The organism is Agreia bicolorata (assembly GCF_000938265.1).
GTDB lineage: Bacteria > Actinomycetota > Actinomycetes > Actinomycetales > Microbacteriaceae > Agreia > Agreia bicolorata.
The window spans coordinates 635,730-656,747 of record NZ_JYFC01000003.1 but is presented as its reverse complement, the minus strand read 5'-3'; the positions used below and the strand labels follow the sequence as shown (position 1 = coordinate 656,747).

The following is a 21,018-nucleotide window of genomic DNA, read 5'->3' as shown; positions in this document are numbered from 1 at the left end:
CCTTCTGCGAAATATGCTCGAGGTGGCACCGGGATCGCCCTTGCTACTGCAAGAACAAAATCACGGGCACAGCCCCGCCCTGAACGTGAACGTCACCAGTTGCGCCCTTTCCCGGGCTCCGATGTGACCCTCAGGGGCGCAGCTACGGCCGGCACATGCGCTAGCGACCAAGCTGCTTTGCTACTCCGGTTGAGTTATATCGAAAACGCGCCATCTCGGTAGTCACCTCATACTGCTGCGAAATCTCGTCCACGGTTGCCTGACGCCGTGCCGCACTCAGCAGGAGCGGACGCGGGAGAAGAAGGGCTCCTCCAAAAGCAGTCGCTTCCTCTTCTTCTTCCGGTCTACAAGTTCGGAATGGCATTCCATCGACCTCACGGATCTCGGAAAGGACGTGCTTGAGCATTACATGAGCCAGTTCGTGGGCGATATCGCTGTTTTGGCGGCCAATCGTTCTCAATGGATTGACGACGATGATCGACCGATCCTCGATCTCGAAGGTAGCAGCGGAGAACGCAAAGGCCTGCAGTCGCTCGAGCTCTTCGAGGTCTGCGATGTCCACTAGGTCGGAGCCATCGACTACAGCGATACTCAGGTGCTTCGCGAGTTCCCGCGGGTCGAGGCGATCATGCGGGGCTAGATCGAGTTCCTTGCGAACGCGGGCTGCTTCCCTTTCAGCTTCTGCCTTGAACCCGCGCCTGAGAGTCACAGCTCCCCGGCCGCGACACGCTCAGCCAGCTTGTCGTGCATTGCGCCCAGCATCAAGTTCAGGCGGTGCGGGACCCCAGGGCGAAGAGCAGACGCAGCTCGCAAGTGGCAGGCAACCACAGGTCGATGCGTTGGGGCCTTGGCGAGCACGTCATACATATTCTTCAGCACGCTAGCGATTTTCGACGCCGCATCAGCTTCGAGACGCGGATCGGCCGAGAGATGCGCGATGACTTCGTCCATGGGCGTGACACGACGCTCCGCTACAGGCATGAAGAACTGGGCGGGAGATACCCCCAGCCAGCTGCATAAGAGAGTGAAGGATGTTAAATCGGGTTGGGCGCCAGCTTCCACGCGCGTGAGCGTGCTGAAGCTGACACCCACCTCTGCGGCCGCCTGTCTCAGCGACAAAGTTCCGCGGCGCTCTCGCAGCATTGTGCCTAACTGGGCGAGGTCGATCTGTTCTGCGCCTGGGGCGCCTGAGGAGCCGGTCACGCCGTCCTCTGTGACGTCGCTGACGAATAAGGGATCCCTTGCATGCTTCGAGAATAACGCCTTAATGATGCGCGAATGACACGACACGTCGAATCACTTGATCGGCAATGCCGCTTTGCTGATACAGTCATGTATGTAGCGCACCTTCAGTCGGATCGAGCGCTTTCCAAAGAAAGGCAACACCATGACCGTTGAAACGGCTTCAGAGAAGGTCAAGACAGTGAAGATAGTCGTCAACACTCGGGCGCAGCATTGGTCCGAAAAAAAGATCACATTTGAGCAGGTCGTCGAGCTCGCTTTCCCGGGGCAGCCGTACGATCCGGCCGGCACGACGGTCGAGTACAGTCGCGGACACGGCCCCGATCATGCTCTGCGTCCGGGCAAGAGCGTCGAAGTGAAGGACGGGATGGTCTTCGATGTCGAACCAGCAAACCGGTCCTGACAGTTCGGTCGCCCTGCTCGTCGCGGACGGTTACGACATGGTGCTCCGAAGCGGGCACCTCGTCATCCGATGCCTCCCATATCTCGCACCATCCGGGCTACGGCGTGACGGCCAATTGGTACTTCCTGTGACCGTTATCGAAGGCGTGCTCACCGACGCGACCGACCACCGGATCTGGTTCGCGGGCGAGGAGCCACGCGACGAAAACGGCGGAACGCTCGCGACCCTGGACCCACATGACTTCGGTGTGGGGGAACGCGCCGGTTTCATGATGTCCTTCAAGCCGCCGAGCGGCGCTTACGCGAGTCTGCACGACAAGATTCGGCAGTACGCCCACATCCTGCGAAATGCCGCCTGGCAGATTGACCCCACTGTCGCCGACACCAGGAACGGTTCCTACCAAGTCGTGCCGGACGACCTCCCGCTCGTTTACCCCGATACGAACACGACCCGCGCCGGACTGATTACGCTCAACAACCTCTTTCGCGGCCACACCATCGCGATCGTCGGCGTCGGAGGCACGGGCAGCTACGTCCTCGATCAAGTCGCCAAGACCTGGGTCGACCGGATCATTCTCATCGACGGTGACAGCTTGGAAACTCACAACGCATACCGCGCCCCTGGGGCAGTGGCGATCGACGTCTTGGCCACGCAGCCGAATAAGGCCGAGTATTTCGCCGCCGAGTACGGACGCATGCACAGCGGCATCACTGCGCACCCCGTCGCCCTCACGGCGGAGACCCTGCACCTTTTAGAAGGATCGACATTCGTGTTCCTCGCCGCCGCCGACGCGGAAGCTCGACCCGTAATCATGCATTGGCTCCGCGATCGCGGCGTGCCCTTCATCGATGTCGGCATGAGTTTCAGGGAAGGAGAGCACGGTCTCACCGGTATGGCGAAGGTCTCGGCCTACCTTCCAGGGGACGAATCGCCCCTGCCGACCGCTCCATCCGTTCCCCCGGGCGAGGACGACTACAGCAGCAACATCCAATTGGCAGAACTGAACGCCTTAAACGCGATCCTTGCCGTCATTCGTTGGAAACGGTACCTCGGATTCTATGCAACCCATGAAGAATCGAACCTCACCGTCTACAAGCTATTCTCGAACGAGATTCGAAACGGCGACCTCGAATGACCGAGATTGATCACTACGATGCACGCTTCGTGGAGTCGTTCCCAACACCGATGGAGCCAGGCATACTCTACGTCTCAACGAGCTACTCGACCGCGGGACATATCTGCCCGAGCGGCTGTGGGCGCGAAGTGGTAACGAAGCTGTCTCCCGCCCGATGGCGGATCATTTTCGACGGCGAGGTCTCCCTCAAGCCCTCAGTCGGCGCAACAGGCCTTCCTTGCAACTCCCATTACTTCATCACCCGAGGTGAAGTTGACTGGCACGACTCGTTAGACGCTGCAGAAGCATCGAAGGCGCAGGTGTCCGACCGCCAAGCGCTCAACAATCATCGAGCACAAACATCACCGTCGACGAAGTCGCCGTCCTGGTGGAGGAGGCTCTGGCGCCGAGCAGGCTGACCGGGCTGCCTGTTCGCATTAGGTTTGCACGCGAGGAACAGCGCCCGTAGACGAGCGCCATTGCGCAACCAGGTGATGATTGCCGAATGCGGCGGCCTTGTGCAGACCATCGCGTACGTCTCCAGCGGCTGCTTGCGCGGACCTGACACGCCCTGCGCTGCCGAATAACTCACCGCACAACAAAACGTCACGGGTGCAGCCCAGCTCGGAACGTGAACGTCACCAGCTGCGCGCGGTCCCTGGCGCCGACCTTCGTCATCGCCCGCACCGCGTGGGTCTTCACCGTGAACGGCGACACCGACATCTGCGCTGCGATCTCGTGGTTGTCGAGACCGCTCGCAACGAGCACGATCACATCGCGCTCGCGCGGCGTCAAGGCGAAGAAGCGCTCAAGCAGTCCCTTGTCGATCACAGCCGGCGGGCTGTCAGTCATGTGCCCGATCAGCGCTGCAGTAGCCGCCGCAGACAGCGCTCCCCCACCGGCAACTACCTCCGCAATCCCGGCGACCAGCTCGGCTAGGCTCACCGTCTTACTCAAAAACCCATTCGCCCCCGCACGCAGCGCCGCGAGCACGATCTCGTCTTGGTCGAACGTCGTCAGAACGATCACCCGCAGTCTCGAAGCCGGATGCTCCTTCCGTATCCACCGCGTCGCCTCGACCCCGTCGATCCCGGGCATCCGAATGTCCATGAGCACGAGATCGACAGCGTTGTCCCGAAGAAACGCCGGAACCTGCAACCCATCCGACAGGTCCCCCACAACAACGAACGTGGGATCAAGAAGCAGCATCGAGCGTATCCCAGCCCGCATATCGTCCTGGTCGTCGACGATCAGAATGTTCGTCATGCGAGCTGCGCTCCCACCGGGCTGTGCTCTGCGCTGATCCGAAAGCGATCCTCCACAGAAGACACCGCGAGCGCTCCGCCGCACGACTCCGCGCGCTCCCGCATCTCCACCAACCCCAAACCGCTCCCGGCCACAGCACCGCCCAGCGTGTGACTGATCCGATTCTCCACACACACGTGGATCCGACCGCCCTCCTCATGAACACCCACGACCGCCGCTCCCTCACCGTGCCGGTATGCGTTGGTCAGCGCCTCCTGCACGATTCGATAAACCGTCACTCCCACGACCGGCTCGTGCGCGGCATCCGGCACTGAGATCGACGCCGTCACCTCGAGACCGATGCTCTCCAACGACTCGATCAGACTGTCGAGGGCGGCGAGCGACGGGGTCGGCCGCAGGGCGTCTTCGTCGGCGACGGCGTCTCCCCGACGAAGCAGGGTCAGGATGCGTTGGGTCTCGCTCACGACATTGCGTGCGTTCGACGGCGCCGAATCCAGGGCCTGGCGCGACGACGACGCCTCCGGGGGCAGGCCGATCTCGGCGACTCCGAGGTTGACGCTGAGCATCCCCACTCAAAACTCGAGGCCCCAATCGACAGGGAGATTCGCCGAGGCACGAATCAGGCAAGTTCCACACCACTCATCGTTCCGCGAGAAGACCCTATGCTGGCGTCAAAGTAGCGATCAACCGATCCCCATAAGAGGACAGTTCATGCCCGGACCTCGCCATCGAGCCAAACCCGAGAACTCTATTGCATATTCGCTACTTGTTTTCGTCATAGCTACTGCCGTTATGACAATAACCATCAGGTCGACGAACTTTAGCGATCTCATTTATTCGATGATTGCGGGACTTCTAATTGGAACCGCTGCCTTCTTAGCGTTCCGCGTTGCGCGGAAGAGCAGCCCGCTGTGGCCAGTATGGGCGTTTGCGGCGTTCTGCGCATTCATACCGCCCCTCGTAACAGCGGTCGGTGGCTCTCACGTGATCGCTGCGGAGGCCGGGATGCCAATACTGTTGCTCCTCGGATGGGGCACCTTCGGGATTGCTGCAGGCTTGACAGTCGCGCGCTATTACAGTCGGCAGTTCAACAAGGGCCGTCTGATCCCCGTGGCCATTGTTGCGGTTGCAGGAGCCCTCGGCGGCATAGCGGTTCCATTTGAGGCGGCAGATCGCGTATCCGCGCCAGTCGAAACGTGGGCGACCATGAGCTACGTCCTCTGCGACGGATCTCGAATGAACTTCGATGAGGAAGCTTCAGTGACCTTAAGAGTCGATGATAGGTATCCTCAAACCCTCAAATTGGTCGACGGTCGAGTTGACTACGAAATTCCGTACTACTGGACCGAGTATTCAATGGACCTCCGTATCGGAGGACAGGTAGTGCGCCAAGAACACTGGAAGCAATATCCGGGCCCTCTCTACTTAGATGTACTCGCACGCGTTGGGACATTAGGTCTCGCAGAAAGTCGGCTTGGCGGGCAAGAGGGCGCGTGGGAATTTCGGGAATCAGGCTGCTAGATGATCTCTCGCATAGTCATGCCAGAGACCTGCTTCCGAACTTCATGTGACATCGAAATTTACGGTCGCTCACGGCGTCTTCGATGCCGACGGTCTTCCCCACGATCCTCGGCATCGCGACCAGAGGAGTCCGGATCGTCGTCGCCGACATCGAAGGGGGCTGACCGCACGAATACTCGAAGGCCGCGCGTCCGATAGATGCGACGCCTGCTCGACTAGATACTGCCATCGCTCGGCATCCGCGCCGCATCCAGTCGCCTAAGTTGGGCAGGGCCCCCTCGGAAGGAATCGCCATGAGCATGGAAAGCGCCGCCTGGAGCTCGCTGTACAAGATCTCGAGCGCCAGAGACGGCAAGCACGGCTTCTCCCGTGAGTCCGTGCGGCGCATCCTGACGTTCGCGGTGCCCTACCGCGCCAAGCTGCTGATCTTCATCGCGCTCTCCGTCGTGGGAGCCTTCCTCGCGGTCGCGACTCCGGTGCTCGCCGGCCAGGTGGTCAACGTCATCGTCGCGCGGGGCGCGGTCAACACGATCGTCTGGCTCGCCGTTGTCATCGCCCTCGTGGCCGTGGCCGACGCCGCCGTGTCACTCGTGACGCGGTGGTTCTCGGCGCGTATCGGCGAAGGCGTGATCCTGGATCTGCGCACCGCCGTCTTCAACCACGTGCAGAAGATGCCGATCGCGTTCTTTACCCGCACACGAACCGGCGCCCTCGTGAGCCGCCTCAACAACGATGTGATCGGCGCTCAGCAGGCCTTCAGCGGCACGCTCTCCGGCGTGGTCACGAACGTCGTTGCGCTGATCCTCACCCTCATCGTCATGCTCAACACGTCGTGGCTCGTGACGATTCTCGCCGTGATCATGCTGCCCATCTTCCTGATACCCGCGCGCCGGATGGGCGGCCGTCTCGCCGCCCTGCGCCGCGAGGCCGCCGACCACAACGCCGCCATGAGCACGCAGATGACCGAGCGCTTCTCGGCGCCCGGCGCCACCCTCGTCAAGCTGTTCGGCCGGCCCGATCAAGAGGCCGAAGAGTTCCGCGTGCGCGCCGCCCGTGTGCGCGACATCGGGGTGCGCTCCGCGATGCTGCAGTTCGTCTTCGTCACCGCGCTGACGCTCGTCTCCGCTCTCGCCCTCGCACTCGTGTACGGACTCGGCGGGTTCCTCGCACTCGCCGGCCAGCTCGACACCGGTGACGTGGTCACCCTTGCGCTCCTGCTCACCCGCCTCTACGTGCCGCTGACCGGTCTCGCGAACGCACGCGTCGAGATCATGAGCGCGGTGGTGAGCTTCGAGCGGGTCTTCGAGATTCTGGATCTCGAGCCGCTCATCCAGGAGAAGCCCGACGCCGCATCCGTGCCCGAAGGCCCGGTGTCGGTCGAGTTCGACGACGTGCGCTTCGCCTACCCGTCCGCAGACAAGGTGTCCCTAGCCTCCCTCGAAGAGGTCTCCACGCTCGACACCCGCGGCGGCGAGGAGGTGCTGCACGGCATCTCCTTCCGCATAGAGCCGGGGCAGACCGTCGCCCTCGTCGGAACATCCGGTGCCGGCAAGTCCACGATCGCGCAACTGCTCTCGCGCCTCTACGACGTCGACAGCGGCGCGGTTCGCCTCGCGGGAACGGATGTGCGCGACGTCACTTTCGCCTCCATGCGGCACACCCTGGGAATGGTGACCCAAGACGGCCATCTGTTCCACGAGACCATCCTTTCCAATCTGCGTCTCGCGAGGCCGGATGCATCCGATGACGATGTGTGGGACGCCGTGCGTCGTGCGCGGCTCGAGCCGCTCATCCGGTCGCTGCCCGACCAGCTCGACACCATGGTGGGCGAGCGCGGCTACCGGCTGTCTGGCGGTGAGCGCCAGCGGATGACGATCGCGAGGCTCCTGCTCGCCCAGCCGCGCGTCGTGATTCTCGATGAGGCGACGGCGGCGCTCGACTCGACCTCGGAGGCCGCCGTGCAGGCGGCGCTCAGCGAAGCGCTCGAGGGACGCACGGCGATGGTGATCGCACACCGCCTCTCCACCATCCGCAGCGCAGACCTGATTCTGGTAGTCGAGGACGGCTCGATCGTGCAGCGCGGCACACACGAAGAACTGCTGGCTGCGGGTGGGCGCTACGAGGAACTGCACCGCACCCAGTTCGCGGTGCAGAAGAACGCTGCGGTGGATAAAGAAGCAGTGAGCGGGCAGGGCGCACCTAAGTAGAGTCTCAGGCGCGAGGCGGGTCCTTGGCTTACCGGTCTACGGTTCGTGCACGAGCCTCCGAAGAACCCGCTCGAGCGTGGAGCGTTGCTCCTCGTCGAGCGGGGCGAAGAGGTCTTCGAGCACGTGCGTGGCGACGCGGTGCCCTTCTCGCAGCGCGTCACGCCCCGAGTCGGTGAGGGCGTGTTCGATGCGTCGCCCGCGCCCTGCGGCGCGCGAGATGAGCCCTCGGTCGACAAGTCGGTTCGCCAGTGTGCCGAACGCCTGATCGCTCTGAAATGTCGCAACCGCCAGATCGTGACCGGATGCGCCGGGCATGCGGTCGATCGCGCGCAGGGCGTCCCACTGCACCAGGCTCACCCCGACCTCGCGCAGGGCTGCATCCATCGTGCGGTGATTGCGGTACTGCGCCTGCTTGATCGCCTTCCCTAGCGATTCCAGATTCGTCGTCATCGTGTTAGCGTATCAATATCAGTACATAAACATATTGAGATAGGTGCATGATGACTCCTTCGCTCCCCCAGAACACGTTCGTCGTCGAGACCGGCAATCCGGATGCGCGCACCGCGTTGGTGCTGCACGGCGGCGGCGGGCCGCAGACCGTCGCACCCATCGTCGGCCACCTCGCCGAGACCATGCATGTTCTGGCCCCGACCCACCCGGGATGGAACGGCTCGAGCAGACCCGACGACATCGCATCCGTCGCCCAGCTCGCAACCGCGTACCTCGAAAACCTTCTCGAGCGCGGCGAGCACGACGTGGTGTTGATCGGGTCGTCGATCGGCGGCTGGATCGCACTCGAGATGGCGATCCAGTCCGCCGCCGATGAGCGGTACGCCGGCCTGATCGGTACCGTCATCGACATCGATGGCGTCGGCGCTGTCGTCGAGGGCGAGCCGGGCGCGGACTTCTTCGCGCTCGATGCCCACCAACTCGCCGAGGCTGCCTGGCACAACCCCAAGCTCGGATATAGGGACCCCGCCGCATTCACCGACGAACAGCGCGCGATTCAGCAGTCCAATGGCCAGACCATGGCCGCAATCGCAGGCCGCACCATGAGCGACGCAACACTCCTCGAGCGCCTCGGCGCGATCACCGCGCCGACGCTCGTCGTGTTCGGCGCAAGCGACCGCATCGTCACGCCCGCCTATGGCCAGGCTGTCGCTCGCGCCATTCCCGGCGCGGAGTTCGCCGTCGTGGCCGACGCAGGACACCTCCCTCACCTCGAGGCGCCGGAAGCGACCTGGGCGGTCATCGACCCGTTCGTCAAAGGCATTCGGTGAGCCTCCGTCAGGGGCGACGACGACCGTCACGGTCCGAGCGGCGAGCGCGCACCCGGGCAGTCGGACCGGCTCGACACCATGGTGGGAGAGCGTGGCTACCGACTGTCTGGGGGTGAGCGCCAGCGGATGACCGTCGCGAGGCTCCGGAGGCCCCAGTTACCCGGTTATCCACTGTTCAGGCGTTGGTCGGGAAGGTCTGCATGCCGTCCTGGGTGAACGCGATGACGTCCCTCAGATCCCAGGAGGAGTCGAAGTTGCCGGTCTGGATGGACTCGCCTGCGGTGCGCACGGTCTCGTCGGTCAGGTCGAGCGGAAGGAGCGTGCCATCGGGGGCGAGCTTGGGGAGCACGTAGATGTCGACGGTTTTGCCACCCGGCGGAATGAAGTACGACACCGAGGCGAAGTTCGGGCCGGCCACCGCCTTCAGCGGAAGTGAGGCGCGGGCAAACCGGGTGCCCTGCACGTACTTCTCCTTGCCGCCCACGGTGTTGCTCGCCTCAGGTGCCGTGATGGCCGCCTTGATCGTGGAGGCCGCGGGGTCGTACCCGGCGTCGGCGAGGATCTGGCGAAGCTGCGGGGTCACCGCGGTCGGCCGCACTCCCGCGAGCAGACCCTCGAAGTCGACCGTGTAGCCCATCTCGAAGGTCGAGGTGTCGAAGGTGCTCGTCTGCAGCTTGATGCCCTCGATCTGGCCCATCCGGCTCCACGTTGCGACGGCTGCGGCCAGAGTCGGCGTGTCGTCTTTGGAAGCGATCGGCAGGTCGAGGTGGGGGCCGGCCCCCTTGGAGCCGGCCTCGACGATGCTGAGCTGGAATCTCGGCGGGGAGTCGTAGAACTCGGCGACGTCCGCGGTGAGGGCCTCGGGGACGCCCGAGGCATGGAATGCATCGAGCGCCTCACGGGTCGCCTCCGCGGCGCGGTCTGGATCGTCGATCGCGAACTGCAGTTCGTATTCGAGGCCGCTGAGGGTCTGACCCGGGTCGGACAGGCCCTCGATCTGGAGAAGCTGCTCCCGCAGCGCCGCGCTCGAGGTGCCCACCGGATCGGGCGTCGACTCCGGTTCAGGCGTCGTGCAGGCTCCAAGCCCGATCGCCCCGGCCAGTGCGAGCACGGCGAGCGCCCCACCCCGCGCCGTCGTTGCGATTCCTGAATGGCTCGAACCACGTGCCTTGCGTGATGTCCGCATATCAATCCCTCCCGGCCCGATTGCCGACTCTCGACTGTCAACCGGATCGTGTGTTCAACGCTATCCGAGGGCCGCGATCCGAGGCGATGGGGAGCGCTCCCCATCGCGGGCCGGAGCGCGATCCCGCTCGACCTCGGACGTCAGCGTCTGCAGGGCACTCCTTCGACGAATTGGTTTGTGACGATCTGCCCTGTCGACACGTCTTAACTATGTAGCGAAAGTCCGGTCGCCCGGCCGCGACAGAAAGAGAAATAGACCCCACATGACTGACCCACTCACCGGCGATGCCGCACTCGCCCGGCCCGTTCCCGTCGACCTCAGTGCCATCGAGACCACCCACCCCGATCCGGAAACCCCGGAGCACCTGATCAGCACCGCCGCTGCCGAGACCGTGGTCGGCGTCATCGGCGTACACCACCTCGGTGGTCTCGCCTCGAACGCCCTCGACCGCGCGAGCCGCCGCATTCTGGGCAGCTCGACCGCTCCCGGAGTCACGGTGAGCCGAGCAGAGAGAGGCACCATCATCGATCTCGACCTCGTTGTGGAGTACCCGCACACGATCGCCGAGGTTCTCGAGACGGTCAGGCACCAGGTCACCCGTGCGGCGGCGCAGCTCGTGAGCGAACCGATCGAGGTGAACGTGAACGTCACCGACGTGCACGGCCCGTTCGACCCGATCACGCCCGCGAACGAGGAGACCGAGTCGGCGCCCGCGGCCGACGACACCAGCCCCGACCGAACTGCACAGCGCACATGAGGTCCCACGCAAACGGCTTGTCACAACGGCGCTCTCGAGCGTCAATCAGATCGGGAACGTCATCCCGTTCATCCAAGAACTCATCACCCAGGCGATGAACCGCTGACCCGGCAGGCCACAAACCCTGCCCCACAACAAGAAGGAACCCCATGCGTAACAAGATCATCGTCGTCGGCGTCATCGCCGCAGCCATCTACCTCGCGGGCGCCCGCTCGCACCGACCCGTCAAGGGAAAGCAGTCCGAGACGCTGCGTCACCAGGCCGAGCGTCTCTGGCGCGACCCCAAGAACGCGAAGGCACGCAAGAAGCTGGGCAAGAAGATCGCCGCAAAAGTGAGCGATCTCAAGAAGTAGTCATCACACCCGACTCGAATCAGATTGGACCCATCATGCGCAAAATACTGCTCATCATCCTGTGCTTCTTCTTTCCGTTCGTCGCTGTTCTCATTCACGACGGCCTCGGTTTGAAGGTTCTCTGGGCCTTCTTGCTGCAACTCCTCGGGCACGTTCCTGGGGTGATCTACGGCCTCTACCGCGTGACACGCGACTGATCGAACCCGACTCGATAGGCCAAGGCGATGAGTTCGCTGCGCGACGAGGCGTGGAGCTTGTTGAGAATACTGCCGACGTGCGACTTGACGGTGGTCTCGGCAATGAACTCCTCGCCCGCGATCTCAGCGTTCGTCAGGCCTTGAGCAACTCGATGAAAGATCTGCCGCTCGCGCGGGGAGAGCGGAGCAAGAAGCAGTTCCGTCGATGCCGGCGCCGCGGGCGCCGAGCTGGCCACAGGAGCCGAATCGACCTCGATGACTCGCTTTACTTTCCGGCCGTACCGCCAACATCCGGCCGCCAGAGCGAGGCACACGACACACCACACGGCGGAACCCTGAACGATCTCGATCGATCCCCACGGTGCTCCGTTGATGGTTCCGTAGCTTCCCGAGATCGACAGTGACGGAAAAACCAGAAGGGCCGTCACGAGCACAGCGCCAGCAGCAAGCGAGGGGATGACGACCCACCGGCTCACAGGAGGGGCGCTGAGGGCGAGGAGAAATACCAAGACGGCTAAGAACATGTATGCCGTCCAACTCACCTGACTGAACCGGGCCGGCCAGAAGAGCAGCTGGGCCAGCAGAAGCGTGCCCATTATCCCGACCGACCACGCAGGGCTCAACCGCGATACGGCAACAGACAGACCGAATCCCACAGCAACCAAGACGCCGTATGGACTGGTGGAGAAGGCATCCGAGCGCAGGGCCACGTCATCAGTGAATCCACCAGACTCGCTCGACCACCACACCAAGACGAGCAAGATGGCCACAAGGGGCTCGACCGCCCACCGAAATCGTCCACGAAGTTGCATGTCATCACGTTAGGTCCGGTACGCGCCAGGTTGGCAGCGGATGGGTGGCAGTCCTACCAAAGGAGGAGCGATTTCATTCCTCCTTGACCCTGCCCCTAAGGGCAGGGTTTATGGTCGCGAGATGGAACAGTTCTTTCGGTCGGGCCAAGTGGCAGACGAGATCGGGGTCTCGCCGAAGGCATTGCGCGGTTACGAGCAGCTCGGGCTGATCGTTCCGTCGCGCGACACCAACGGCTATCGCCTCTACGATCGGCAGCAGGTTGCCGCGGCCAAGCAGGTTCATCAGCTAAACGAACTGGGAATTCCCCTTCGCGACATGGCACCGTTCGTTGACTGCATGAATTCCGGCAGCATCCATGCCGACGCCTGCCCGTCGTCGCTTGCCGAGTATCGCCGAGCCGTCGAGCGAATCGATCGCACCATCGAGACGCTCACCCGGCAGCGCGACGCGTTGGTCGGCAACCTGGCCGTCGCAAGTAGGCGACTCATGGGCGAAATGAAAGAGCTGGATGCAGTGAACCCCAATCTGCAGCCACTGCCCGCCGACCTGCCCGCTCCAGAAGACGACGGAGCCGCCGATCACCTGGCCGGAATGCGGCTGCCCCCAGTGAAGCTTCCGTCGACGGACGGAGACCAGGTCGACCTCGACGACCTCGGCGCCGGCCGGGTGCTGATCTACGTGTTCGCCATGACGGGGTCGCCCGAACAGGACATGCCCGATGGCTGGGATGCGATCCCCGGCGCGCGCGGCTGCAGCCCGCACAACTGCGATGTTCGAGACCACTACGCCGACCTCATCCAGGCCGGAGTGCGTCGGGTGTTCGGGCTCTCCGGGCAGCCCGTCGCATACCAGCAGGCGCTCGCCGAGGCGCTGCGGTTGCCGTATCCGCTGCTCACAGACGAGCGGATGCTGCTGGCCGCGGCATCCGTCTTGCCCACCTTCTCGAGTGGTGACGTCACCGCCTACCGTCGGCTCGCGCTCATCGTTCGTGACAATGTGATCGAGCACGTGTTCTACCCGGTCTTTCCGGCCGACCGGCACGCGCAGATCGTGCTCGACTGGCTCGAAGCCCACCCCGAGTGATGCCCGACTACCTGCCCTTCATCATCGCCTATGCCGTGACGGCGTTCACTCCCGGAGTCGAGGCCGCCACGATCGTCGGTGCAGTGCTGTCGGGGCGGCGACGAGACGTAGTGCCTCTCGGAGCCGGCCTGCTGCTCAGCAAAGTGCTCTTTCTCATCATCGCCCTCCTCGGCGCCACGGCCCTGGCCGCCCTGCTCGGCCCGTGGTTCGTGCTGCTGCGCTACGCCGGCGCGGCCTGGCTGCTCTGGCTCGCGTTCGTCCGCGTGCGTCGATCGTTCCGCGCGGCTCCCCCTGAGCTCGCGGCCGAGAAGAAGCCTCGGCGCGCGGGCGGCCCCTTCCTTCTCGGCGCGGCGCTCACGCTCGGAAACCCGCTTGCCCTGACCTTCTACTTCGCTATCTTGCCGTCGGTGATTCCTGTCGGGGCCAGCCCGTGGAACGTCGCTCCGGTCTTGATTCTTCTGGTCGTCACCATCATGGGAACGGTCATCGCCACCTACGCACTGCTCGCGCACCTACTTCTGAACACGCTCCGCAGGCACGCGCGCGCGACCGACCTCATCGCTGCAGGACTGCTGGTGATCGCAGCGCTGATGATTGTTTTCAGCTGAGTTCGCGCAGTACAACGGGTGGAGAGGGCCGCGGCGATCGGCATTCCGTTCTAATGGGAGGCGAGCCCGTCGCGGAGTGCGACGAGGTGGGCACGGCTGAGTTCGGATGCTGCGCTTGCATCGCGGGTCGCGATGGCTTCGACGATCTGCGCATGGGTGAGCTGGTCGTGGTCGGTGCCCGGCTCGCCGCTGAGCTCGAGCATCTGGATCATCGCCTCGCGGCTGCGCTCGGCGAAGGTGTCGAAGAGTTCGGTCAGAACCTCGTTGTGGCTCGCGACGACGACGCTCCGGTGGAATGCCGTGTCGGTGTCGACTCTGGTCTCGATCGTGATGCGGTCGACATCGCGGAGCGCGAGGGCTGCCCGAATCACATCCAACTCATCGCGCGTATGACGTTCGGCGGCGAGTGCTGCCGCTTCGGACTCGATGGCGATGCGCGCCTCGAGGATCGACGAGATGTTCGTTCGCGTCACCAGCGCGTCCCAATCGACAGAGGGAGAGACCGCCTGAAGAAAGACGCCCGCGCCTTGCCGGGTCGACAGAACGCCTTGTCCGCTCAACTGCCGGATCGCCTCCCTCACCGTGGAGCGCCCGACGCCCAGCTGTGGGGCCAACGTCGTTTCGCCGGGCAGCTTCTGTCCGACCTTCCACTCTCCCGCTTGGATTCGAGCAAGGAGAAGGCGAGCGACCTGGTCGGAAAGGGATTCGCGAAGTATGGGGCTCATATCTCCTAGCTTACTCCTCAGCTTGTCTGAGGAGTTGTGTTAGCGTTGCGCCGTGACTTCCACCAACTCGCGACTCTCGACCCCGGCGGGGCCGGTTCCGGATGCCTCTCCCCACTGGAACCGGCAACGCCATTCTCAGATGCCGTCCGCTCGGTACGACGATCTCTTCGCCCGGGTGGACGTGCCGCTCCGCGATCGCGAGTGGCCGTCGCGGCGCCTGACTGAAGCTCCGCTGTGGGTTCCGGTCGATCTTCGCGATGGCAACCAGGCACTTGCCGAGCCAATGGACCCGAGTCGAAAGAGGGCCTTCTTCGAACTCATGGTGTCGATGGGATACAAGGAGATCGAGGTTGGGTATCCGTCGGCGTCACAGACGGACTACGACTTCGTGCGGCTGATCGCCGAGACCGACCTCGCTCCCGACGACGTCACCATCGTGGTTTTTACCCCCGCCCGTCGCGATCTCATCGAGCGCACGGTCGAGTCGATCCGCGGCATCCGAAACCCCGTCGTCATTCACATGTACACGGCGACAGCGCCACTCTGGCGCGAGGTCGTGCTCGGCCATGATCGTGAGTCGCTGCGCGAACTGATTCTCGCCGGCGGCCGAGATGTGCTCGATTTCGCCGGAGACCTCGACGGCGTGCGATTCGAGTTCTCACCCGAGGTCTTCAACCTCACCGAGCCCGACTACGCCCTCGAACTCTGCAACGCCATCACCACGCTCTGGGATGCCAGCGCCGATCGGCCCGTGATCCTCAACCTTCCGGCGACCGTCGAAGCGGCGACCCCGAACGTGTACGCAGACCAGATCGAGTACATGCACCGCAATCTCGACAGGCGTTCCGCAGTCATCCTCTCGGTGCACCCCCACAACGATCGCGGCACCGGCATTGCCTGCGCCGAGCTGGCCGTGCTCGCCGGCGCCCAACGAGTGGAGGGATGCATCTTCGGCAACGGCGAACGCATTGGCAACGTCGACATCGCCACGCTGGCCCTGAACCTGCACGCGCAAGGCATCGATCCGATGATCGACTTCTCCGACATCGACCACATTCGCCGTGTCGTCGAACACAGCAATCGCATCGAGATCCACCCACGACACCCCTACGTCGGAGACCTGGTTCACACCGCATTCTCGGGCACCCACCAAGACGCGATCAAGAAGGGCTTCGCCGAACATCGAGACCGTGCAGCAGCCACCGGCATCCCCACCGACCAGCTCCCCTGGCGCGTGCCCTACCTGCCGATCGACCCTGCAGATCTCGGCCGCAGCTATGAGGCGGTCATCCGGGTGAATTCTCAATCGGGCAAGGGCGGCATCGCCTACCTGCTCGAACGCGATTACGGAATCGAGATGCCCCGCAGGCTGCAGATCGACTTCTCTCGCCGCGTGCAACAACACACCGACGACACGGGCCTCGAACTCGACTCCGCAGACCTGTTCACGATCTTCGAACGCAGCTACCTCACCCCAGGCGCCACAAGCATCGAGCTCGTCGAACTCGACGTCACGTCAGTCGGCGGCGCGACTCGAACCGCGCTGCGGATCGATGTCGACGGCACGGAGCACGCGGCGACGTTCACCGATGTCGGGGTGGTCGAGGCAACCACACGCGTCCTCGACGCCGCCGGCATGCCCCTCGACATCGTCTCGCTGCATCAGACCTCGCTCGCAGCCGGCAACGACAGCGACGCCCTGACCCTGATCGAATACCGGCGCGGACCCGCCACGCATTGGGCAGCGGGACGCCACCGCTCGGTGCTCGACGCCACGGTCATCGCTGTCATCAACGCCGCCACAGCATGACCGAGGCAGAGGGACTTCAGCTCATTCTCTTGGGCGACGCTTCATAACGAGTGGTGACGCTGCCACTCGACCATCGCAGTGAGTCGCGGTGATCGGCGTCACGGCACAAGAACGATTCGGCCGAAGACCGAGCCGGCATCCATCTGCCTATGTGCCTCGACGGCCTGATCGAGTGGCAGAACCTCGTGCACGACCGACAGCAGTCGTCCGTCTGCGGCAGCCGCGAACTGCTCGGCACGCACCTCATCGAGCTGCCGCGCAGGAACGGTGTTGAGGCTGAATGTCGCGAATGAACGCGACTTCTGAAAAGTGCGCAGCAGCTGCATTCCGAAGTCGGCGGGCGGCATCCCCGCCACCACACCCACCGTGACCATACGGCCATTCGGCGCCAGCCTGTCGATGAAAGCGGGCATGTGCTCGCCGCCGACGATGTCGAAGATGACGTCGAACGAGGCGGATGCTGCGGGGTCACCATCCCCGGCACGGTCCAGCACGTGGGTTGCGCCGAGTTCGCGCAATCGTCGTCCGCGTTCCGGGCTCGACGAGGTGACGGCGACGACGTCGGCGCCGCCCTGAGCGGCGAGCTGCACCGCGGCGATGCCGATGCTGCCGGCAGCGCCCCTTATGAGCACGGATTCGCCGGCCGCGAAGTGCGCGTGGGCGAGCCCGAAGTGCGCCACGGGTGCAGCGCTTCCCAGCGTGACGGCGTCGACAGGCGACAGCCCATCCGGAAGCGGTACGACGTTGCCGATGCTCGCGACCGCCCGCTCGACGTAACCACCCCCGGTGCCCGTGAAGGCCCACACGCGGCGGCCGATCCAGGATGCGTCGACGTCTGCGCCGACCGCGCTCACGACGCCCGCGACCTCGCTGCCGGGAATGTGGCCCTCGGTGAAGCCGTAGCCACCGAGAGTGCCTCGGCGAATCACGGCATCCACGCCGCCGACTCCGATGGCCGAGCTGTCGATGACGACCTCGTCGGCGGTCGGCGTTGGGTCGGGTGCGTCGATCACGGCCATTCCGGATGGATCTCCGAAGCTCTGGATTACTACTGCTCGCATCATGTCTTTCTTCGTGCCGTCGTGTTTCGCGTTACTCTCGAGAACGTAACGGACGCCCCCGTCCACTTGACGAAAGTGAGAAATGTGGTCGAGCAATTGCCTCATGTCTTACGTTCCGACGCCCAAGACAACCGCGACAGGGTTCTGGATGCCGCGCGCTCGCTGTTCTCGGAGCGCGGCCTCGACGTGCCGATGCGCGTGATCGCACGCGAAGCCGGAGTCGGCCCTGCCACGCTCTATCGACGGTTTCCGACGAAGCAGACACTGATCGACGAGGCCTTCATCGACGAGTTGGCGGCCTGTCGCCGGATCGTCGAAGAGAGCTGCGCAGACGCAGACCCGTGGAGAGGGTTCACGTCAGCCATCGAGGGGCTGTTCGTGTTGAACGCCCGCAATCAGGGCTTCGTCAACGCGTTCATGTCTGCCAACCCCGAGGCCGACTCGTTCACCGAGCATCGAGAATCGCTGCACCGACAGCTCACTCGGCTGGCCCAACGGGCGAAACGAGCCGGCGCTTTACGGCACGACTTCGTCATGGACGACCTGGTTCTCGTTCTCCTCGCCGGCCGAGGGCTGTCCTCCCTTCTGCCCAGCTCGCGAGAGGCACGCGCCCGCCGCTTCGCTTCGCTGGCGATCGATGCCTTCCGCGAGCGCGATCAACAAATGGTCACGACGCCTCAACCTCGCTAGAGCCGAAGATTCAGTAGGCATCCAACCGCCAGATCGTCAGTGCTGGTTCCGAATGACGGCCCATACACGCTTCCAACGGCCCATCATGATGAATCCTCCGTGAAGAGCCACGATCGCTACGGACGCAATCCACCACGCACCAGCACCCAGCATCGGCTCTGCTGCAGCAATGAACGTTCCCCAAGCACCTACCGTGCCGATCGCGGCTTTGAGCAACTGAAGCTTGTCATTCCGTTTTGGGTCCTCGAAGTCAGATGCTTTCTCCATGTAATTGCACACAGCCAGCAGGAGAACCGTGAATACCACGTGCCATCTCTGACGCTACTGAGTGGGTGTCCCCGTGGAGCAGAAATGAACATGTCGAGCCACAACGACCGCGGCCGAGGTCGCAGCCGTCGACGCCACCGCGGCACGCTAAATCCTCGAGAACACGACCGCGGCCGAGGGCGTCAGCGCAGGCGAGCGGCCAGTGGTCGACCGGGGTGAGCCCCCGCCTCGACGCCTCGCGCGGGCCGAGTAGGCAGCTGTCGCACGCCGTACTCGGTTGCTCGGCAACCCTGCCCCGTCCGCAGGAGCACCGACCGCACCGCGGCCGGGCACCCCGCAACAGGAAGCGGGAAAGGACGCAGCGTTCAAAGCTCGTACCGCAAGCTGGGACATGCAGCAGGACGCCTCGAGCGAAGAGGCCCTAGTTCAACTCGGACAAATCAGACGCAGGTAGTGCCTACCAAGTCACCGGCGGCCGAACTTTCGGGGTGCTCTTTGCCATGGGCCACCTGGCTCTTCTAACGAGAGTGAGTCCTACTCGTCGTCGCTGATGCGATCGAAGTGACGTGGTGCCGACCAACGGATGCGAGGCGGCACTATGTGGTTCTCTGGCACGTTGAGCCACACTGCGATCAGATCGCGCGCTTGGGATTGCACATCCGATCGGGCAACTGCCTGAGATATGGTGCCTAGCTCGGGGATCTCTATCATCCACCACGTCCGGTCTTGAAACACGACGGCGTCATATTGCTTCATAGGTTGCTCTTAGCGGGACTCCGGTTACGCGAAGAGAGCTACGTTACCGGTATGGAAGTCTCAAGTCGGCTGCCAGCGATAGGCCTAGGCCCAGGGCTAAAATGTGATTCGCTTAACTCGCGTAGACGGTTAGAACCAGCTTCAAGTCACCCTCGCCGGCAGCCAGCTTGCGGTTCTCGGACGGGCAGCTGGAAAACGCAGCGGAGATCATGAACGCGGCCGCGGAGCTCCAACTCCCCACCGAGGCGCAAACGATCGGGGTGATGACCGCGATCGGGGAATCGACCCTTCGGAACCTCGACCACGGCGACAACGCCATCAACCCCGACGGCACCATCGCTGACTCCGTCGGGCTGTTCCAGCAGCAGGAGCGCGGCTATGGGCCGCTCGCGGACCGGATGGACCCGTTCAAGGCGGCTACGGCTTTCTTCACCCGCCTCATGGGTGTGCCCGGGTGGCGAACGATGGAGCCCACGCTGGCCGCGCACGCGGTGCAGATCAACCTTGACCCGAACTACTACACGCCGTTCTACGCCCCCGCCACGGCCATCGTGCAGGGCCTGATCTCGACCGGCGGCGCCGGGGCGTGCGCAATCGGTGGGAATGCGGTGCAGCTCGCGCAGCAGCTCGTCGACGCCGCCGACCAAGGCCGCCTCATCGGCTCAACCCCCGACCACATCAAAGAAATCCGATGGATCGCCCAGGGGCAGGCGGTGCCCGACTGCGGCGTCGACGTCCGCATCCTCCAGGTGCTCGTGCTCGCCCTCCAGGTTTTCGACCAGGTCGGCGTCTCCGACATCAACCGCCGATGCACCGGCCAGATCGAAGGCGCCGGCACCGCGTCCTCGCACTACTTCGAGGGTGGCGGGCTCGCCGTCGACTTCTACCGACTCAACGGGCAGGGGCTCACCGGCGCCGACGGGAACTCGCTGCGTCTCATCAGCGCGCTCGACCCCGTCATGCCCGACGGCGCCCGCGTCGGCCAAGTCGAATGCCGTGCCGAAGCCGGCACCACGATCGGGACCACACACTTCACACAGTTCGACGACACCTGCACCCACCTCCACATCGACGTCGGATTCACCGACGGACAACTCACCGCTGGTTGACACCTAGGCGTCAACCAGCTCGAGCAAAGGAACCCCACCATGACCTACAGCTTCTGGCCCGGCATCCTCAGCAGCCTGCTCATCTACCTCGTGTTCGCCGCGATCGTGCTCTTCGCGCTGCACTGGGTCATCCGCTCGGCGGTGCAAAGCGCTCTACGGCGGCACCAGCTCTGGCTCGAAGCGCGCGACCGCGACATCCGCCGCGGCCCAACCGGCGCCATCGGAAACAACCCCACAAACTAGCCCACCCCATCGAGGGCAAGCGCATCGCGCGCGGCAGCCCCTGGAGAGAACGAGACGTCCCGACGTCAGAGCTGCAGCAGGCGTCGCAGCGCCTCAACCGCCGATTCCGGTGTTGCGAATTCGCCCAGCGCAAACCCTCGAGCTGTCTCGCGGCTGTCGTCCGCGTGGCTTAGACGGTACCTACCCTCCTCGCGTTCGACCCGCCATGGCGTCTCCACGAGGGCGCCATCGAGTTCCTGGGCCACCCAGAAGTGGTCGTTCTCGATGCCCCGCGCAAGATAAAGCACACTCCGAGCCTATGGTCCACTTCCGCGTCAGATCGGGAAC

At 63.9% G+C, this 21,018-nt stretch carries 26 protein-coding genes and 1 pseudogene; 15 read left to right on the top strand and 12 right to left on the bottom strand.

Features of this window, described 5'->3' with window-relative positions; genetic code table 11:
• Positions 1 to 160: 160 nt before the first annotated feature.
• The 3 genes and pseudogenes from TZ00_RS10015 to TZ00_RS20380 form a co-directional block, all read right to left on the bottom strand.
• Entirely contained in the window at positions 161 to 709 is a 549-nt protein-coding gene (locus TZ00_RS10015) for an ImmA/IrrE family metallo-endopeptidase (RefSeq protein WP_052521457.1), read from the bottom strand.
• Positions 706 to 951 carry a hypothetical protein gene (locus tag TZ00_RS20385; protein ID WP_238579652.1) on the bottom strand — a complete coding sequence of 82 codons (246 nt, stop codon included), beginning with the start codon at positions 949 to 951 and terminating at the stop codon, positions 706 to 708. Before TZ00_RS20385 ends, TZ00_RS10015 begins: the two co-directional genes overlap by 4 nt.
• 48 nt (positions 952 to 999) lie before the next feature.
• A pseudogene (locus tag TZ00_RS20380) lies at positions 1,000 to 1,143 on the bottom strand (helix-turn-helix domain-containing protein); the annotation flags it as partial.
• 244 nt (positions 1,144 to 1,387) lie between these two features.
• Between TZ00_RS20380 and TZ00_RS10005 the strand changes: the two are divergent.
• From TZ00_RS10005 to TZ00_RS20600, 3 genes are read left to right on the top strand one after another with little or no spacing between them, the layout of a single operon-like run.
• Positions 1,388 to 1,645 carry a multiubiquitin domain-containing protein gene (locus TZ00_RS10005; RefSeq protein ID WP_044441239.1) on the top strand — a complete coding sequence of 86 codons (258 nt, stop codon included), beginning with the start codon at positions 1,388 to 1,390 and terminating at the stop codon, positions 1,643 to 1,645.
• On the top strand, positions 1,620 to 2,780 hold the full coding sequence (locus TZ00_RS18860) for a ThiF family adenylyltransferase (protein WP_052521456.1): 1,161 nt from the start codon (positions 1,620 to 1,622) through the stop codon (positions 2,778 to 2,780). Before TZ00_RS10005 ends, TZ00_RS18860 begins: the two co-directional genes overlap by 26 nt.
• Entirely contained in the window at positions 2,777 to 3,178 is a 402-nt protein-coding gene (locus tag TZ00_RS20600) for a ubiquitination-like system serine protease family protein (protein WP_420796230.1), read from the top strand. The genes TZ00_RS18860 and TZ00_RS20600 overlap by 4 nt, the downstream gene beginning before the upstream one ends.
• 187 nt (positions 3,179 to 3,365) lie before the next feature.
• Here TZ00_RS20600 and TZ00_RS09995 read toward each other — a convergent pair whose 3' ends face one another.
• Together TZ00_RS09995 and TZ00_RS09990 are read right to left on the bottom strand one after the other, a co-directional pair.
• Positions 3,366 to 4,025, bottom strand: coding sequence for a response regulator transcription factor (locus TZ00_RS09995; protein WP_044441237.1), 660 nt, complete (start codon positions 4,023 to 4,025; stop codon positions 3,366 to 3,368).
• Positions 4,022 to 4,591 (bottom strand): sensor histidine kinase, encoded by a 570-nt coding sequence (locus TZ00_RS09990; RefSeq protein WP_052521455.1) that lies wholly within the window; start codon positions 4,589 to 4,591, stop codon positions 4,022 to 4,024. The genes TZ00_RS09995 and TZ00_RS09990 overlap by 4 nt, the downstream gene beginning before the upstream one ends.
• Positions 4,592 to 4,817: 226 nt before the next feature.
• Between TZ00_RS09990 and TZ00_RS09985 the strand changes: the two genes are divergently transcribed.
• Positions 4,818 to 5,546 carry a hypothetical protein gene (locus TZ00_RS09985; protein WP_044441235.1) on the top strand — a complete coding sequence of 243 codons (729 nt, stop codon included), beginning with the start codon at positions 4,818 to 4,820 and terminating at the stop codon, positions 5,544 to 5,546.
• A 293-nt stretch (positions 5,547 to 5,839) separates the two neighbouring features.
• Positions 5,840 to 7,753 (top strand): ABC transporter ATP-binding protein, encoded by a 1,914-nt coding sequence (locus TZ00_RS09980; protein ID WP_044441233.1) that lies wholly within the window; start codon positions 5,840 to 5,842, stop codon positions 7,751 to 7,753.
• 36 nt (positions 7,754 to 7,789) lie between these two features.
• Here TZ00_RS09980 and TZ00_RS09975 read toward each other — a convergent pair whose 3' ends face one another.
• On the bottom strand, positions 7,790 to 8,203 hold the full coding sequence (locus TZ00_RS09975) for a MarR family winged helix-turn-helix transcriptional regulator (protein ID WP_044441231.1): 414 nt from the start codon (positions 8,201 to 8,203) through the stop codon (positions 7,790 to 7,792).
• A 50-nt stretch (positions 8,204 to 8,253) separates the two neighbouring features.
• Here TZ00_RS09975 and TZ00_RS09970 point away from each other — a divergent pair, with 50 nt between their 5' ends.
• The gene (locus TZ00_RS09970; protein WP_044441514.1) at positions 8,254 to 9,033 is read left to right on the top strand and encodes an alpha/beta fold hydrolase; all 780 of its coding nucleotides are present in this window, start codon (positions 8,254 to 8,256) and stop codon (positions 9,031 to 9,033) included.
• 175 nt (positions 9,034 to 9,208) lie between these two features.
• On the opposite strand, the gene TZ00_RS09965 is transcribed toward TZ00_RS09970, so the two are convergent.
• Positions 9,209 to 10,219: a hypothetical protein gene (locus tag TZ00_RS09965; RefSeq protein ID WP_044441229.1), complete on the bottom strand. Its 1,011-nt coding sequence runs from the start codon at positions 10,217 to 10,219 to the stop codon at positions 9,209 to 9,211.
• A 262-nt stretch (positions 10,220 to 10,481) separates the two neighbouring features.
• Between TZ00_RS09965 and TZ00_RS09960 the strand changes: the two genes are divergently transcribed.
• The 3 genes from TZ00_RS09960 (at position 10,482) to TZ00_RS19300 (ending at position 11,526) form a co-directional block, all read left to right on the top strand.
• Positions 10,482 to 10,976 (top strand): Asp23/Gls24 family envelope stress response protein, encoded by a 495-nt coding sequence (locus TZ00_RS09960; RefSeq protein WP_052521454.1) that lies wholly within the window; start codon positions 10,482 to 10,484, stop codon positions 10,974 to 10,976.
• A gap of 149 nt (positions 10,977 to 11,125) precedes the next feature.
• Positions 11,126 to 11,329 (top strand): hypothetical protein, encoded by a 204-nt coding sequence (locus TZ00_RS09955; RefSeq protein WP_044441227.1) that lies wholly within the window; start codon positions 11,126 to 11,128, stop codon positions 11,327 to 11,329.
• 35 nt (positions 11,330 to 11,364) lie between these two features.
• Positions 11,365 to 11,526 (top strand): YqaE/Pmp3 family membrane protein, encoded by a 162-nt coding sequence (locus tag TZ00_RS19300; protein ID WP_084606028.1) that lies wholly within the window; start codon positions 11,365 to 11,367, stop codon positions 11,524 to 11,526.
• Here TZ00_RS19300 and TZ00_RS18855 read toward each other — a convergent pair.
• The gene (locus tag TZ00_RS18855; protein ID WP_084606027.1) at positions 11,505 to 12,338 is read right to left on the bottom strand and encodes a response regulator transcription factor; all 834 of its coding nucleotides are present in this window, start codon (positions 12,336 to 12,338) and stop codon (positions 11,505 to 11,507) included. The two genes, TZ00_RS19300 and TZ00_RS18855, sit on opposite strands and share 22 nt — an antisense overlap.
• Before the next feature lie 121 nt (positions 12,339 to 12,459).
• Between TZ00_RS18855 and TZ00_RS09945 the strand changes: the two genes are divergently transcribed.
• The gene (locus TZ00_RS09945) at positions 12,460 to 13,422 is read left to right on the top strand and encodes a MerR family transcriptional regulator (protein ID WP_044441225.1); all 963 of its coding nucleotides are present in this window, start codon (positions 12,460 to 12,462) and stop codon (positions 13,420 to 13,422) included.
• Complete coding sequence (locus TZ00_RS09940) at positions 13,422 to 14,030, top strand: LysE family translocator (RefSeq protein ID WP_044441223.1); 609 nt, start codon at positions 13,422 to 13,424, stop codon at positions 14,028 to 14,030. The genes TZ00_RS09945 and TZ00_RS09940 overlap by 1 nt, the downstream gene beginning before the upstream one ends.
• A gap of 50 nt (positions 14,031 to 14,080) precedes the next feature.
• Here the strand turns inward: TZ00_RS09940 and TZ00_RS09935 are convergent, their stop codons facing one another.
• A complete protein-coding gene (locus TZ00_RS09935) occupies positions 14,081 to 14,755 on the bottom strand; it encodes a FadR/GntR family transcriptional regulator (RefSeq protein WP_044441221.1) in 675 nt (224 codons plus the stop codon).
• A gap of 139 nt (positions 14,756 to 14,894) precedes the next feature.
• Here TZ00_RS09935 and TZ00_RS09930 point away from each other — a divergent pair, with 139 nt between their 5' ends.
• Positions 14,895 to 16,565: a 2-isopropylmalate synthase gene (locus TZ00_RS09930; RefSeq protein WP_044441219.1), complete on the top strand. Its 1,671-nt coding sequence runs from the start codon at positions 14,895 to 14,897 to the stop codon at positions 16,563 to 16,565.
• Between the two features lie 98 nt (positions 16,566 to 16,663).
• On the opposite strand, the gene TZ00_RS09925 is transcribed toward TZ00_RS09930, so the two are convergent.
• The gene (locus tag TZ00_RS09925; RefSeq protein WP_044441508.1) at positions 16,664 to 17,626 is read right to left on the bottom strand and encodes a zinc-dependent alcohol dehydrogenase family protein; all 963 of its coding nucleotides are present in this window, start codon (positions 17,624 to 17,626) and stop codon (positions 16,664 to 16,666) included.
• 75 nt (positions 17,627 to 17,701) lie between these two features.
• Between TZ00_RS09925 and TZ00_RS09920 the strand changes: the two genes are divergently transcribed.
• Positions 17,702 to 18,316: a TetR/AcrR family transcriptional regulator gene (locus tag TZ00_RS09920; RefSeq protein ID WP_044441217.1), complete on the top strand. Its 615-nt coding sequence runs from the start codon at positions 17,702 to 17,704 to the stop codon at positions 18,314 to 18,316.
• A gap of 36 nt (positions 18,317 to 18,352) precedes the next feature.
• Here TZ00_RS09920 and TZ00_RS09915 read toward each other — a convergent pair whose 3' ends face one another.
• Complete coding sequence (locus TZ00_RS09915; RefSeq protein WP_044441215.1) at positions 18,353 to 18,622, bottom strand: hypothetical protein; 270 nt, start codon at positions 18,620 to 18,622, stop codon at positions 18,353 to 18,355.
• A 980-nt stretch (positions 18,623 to 19,602) separates the two neighbouring features.
• Between TZ00_RS09915 and TZ00_RS18850 the strand changes: the two genes are divergently transcribed.
• Together TZ00_RS18850 and TZ00_RS09895 are read left to right on the top strand one after the other, a co-directional pair.
• Positions 19,603 to 20,448, top strand: coding sequence for a hypothetical protein (locus TZ00_RS18850; RefSeq protein ID WP_152631142.1), 846 nt, complete (start codon positions 19,603 to 19,605; stop codon positions 20,446 to 20,448).
• Between the two features lie 39 nt (positions 20,449 to 20,487).
• Positions 20,488 to 20,691, top strand: coding sequence for a hypothetical protein (locus TZ00_RS09895; RefSeq protein ID WP_044441211.1), 204 nt, complete (start codon positions 20,488 to 20,490; stop codon positions 20,689 to 20,691).
• Positions 20,692 to 20,756: 65 nt separating this feature from the next.
• Here TZ00_RS09895 and TZ00_RS09890 read toward each other — a convergent pair whose 3' ends face one another.
• Positions 20,757 to 20,978 carry a hypothetical protein gene (locus TZ00_RS09890; RefSeq protein WP_044441209.1) on the bottom strand — a complete coding sequence of 74 codons (222 nt, stop codon included), beginning with the start codon at positions 20,976 to 20,978 and terminating at the stop codon, positions 20,757 to 20,759.
• Between the last annotated feature and the right edge of the window lie 40 nt (positions 20,979 to 21,018).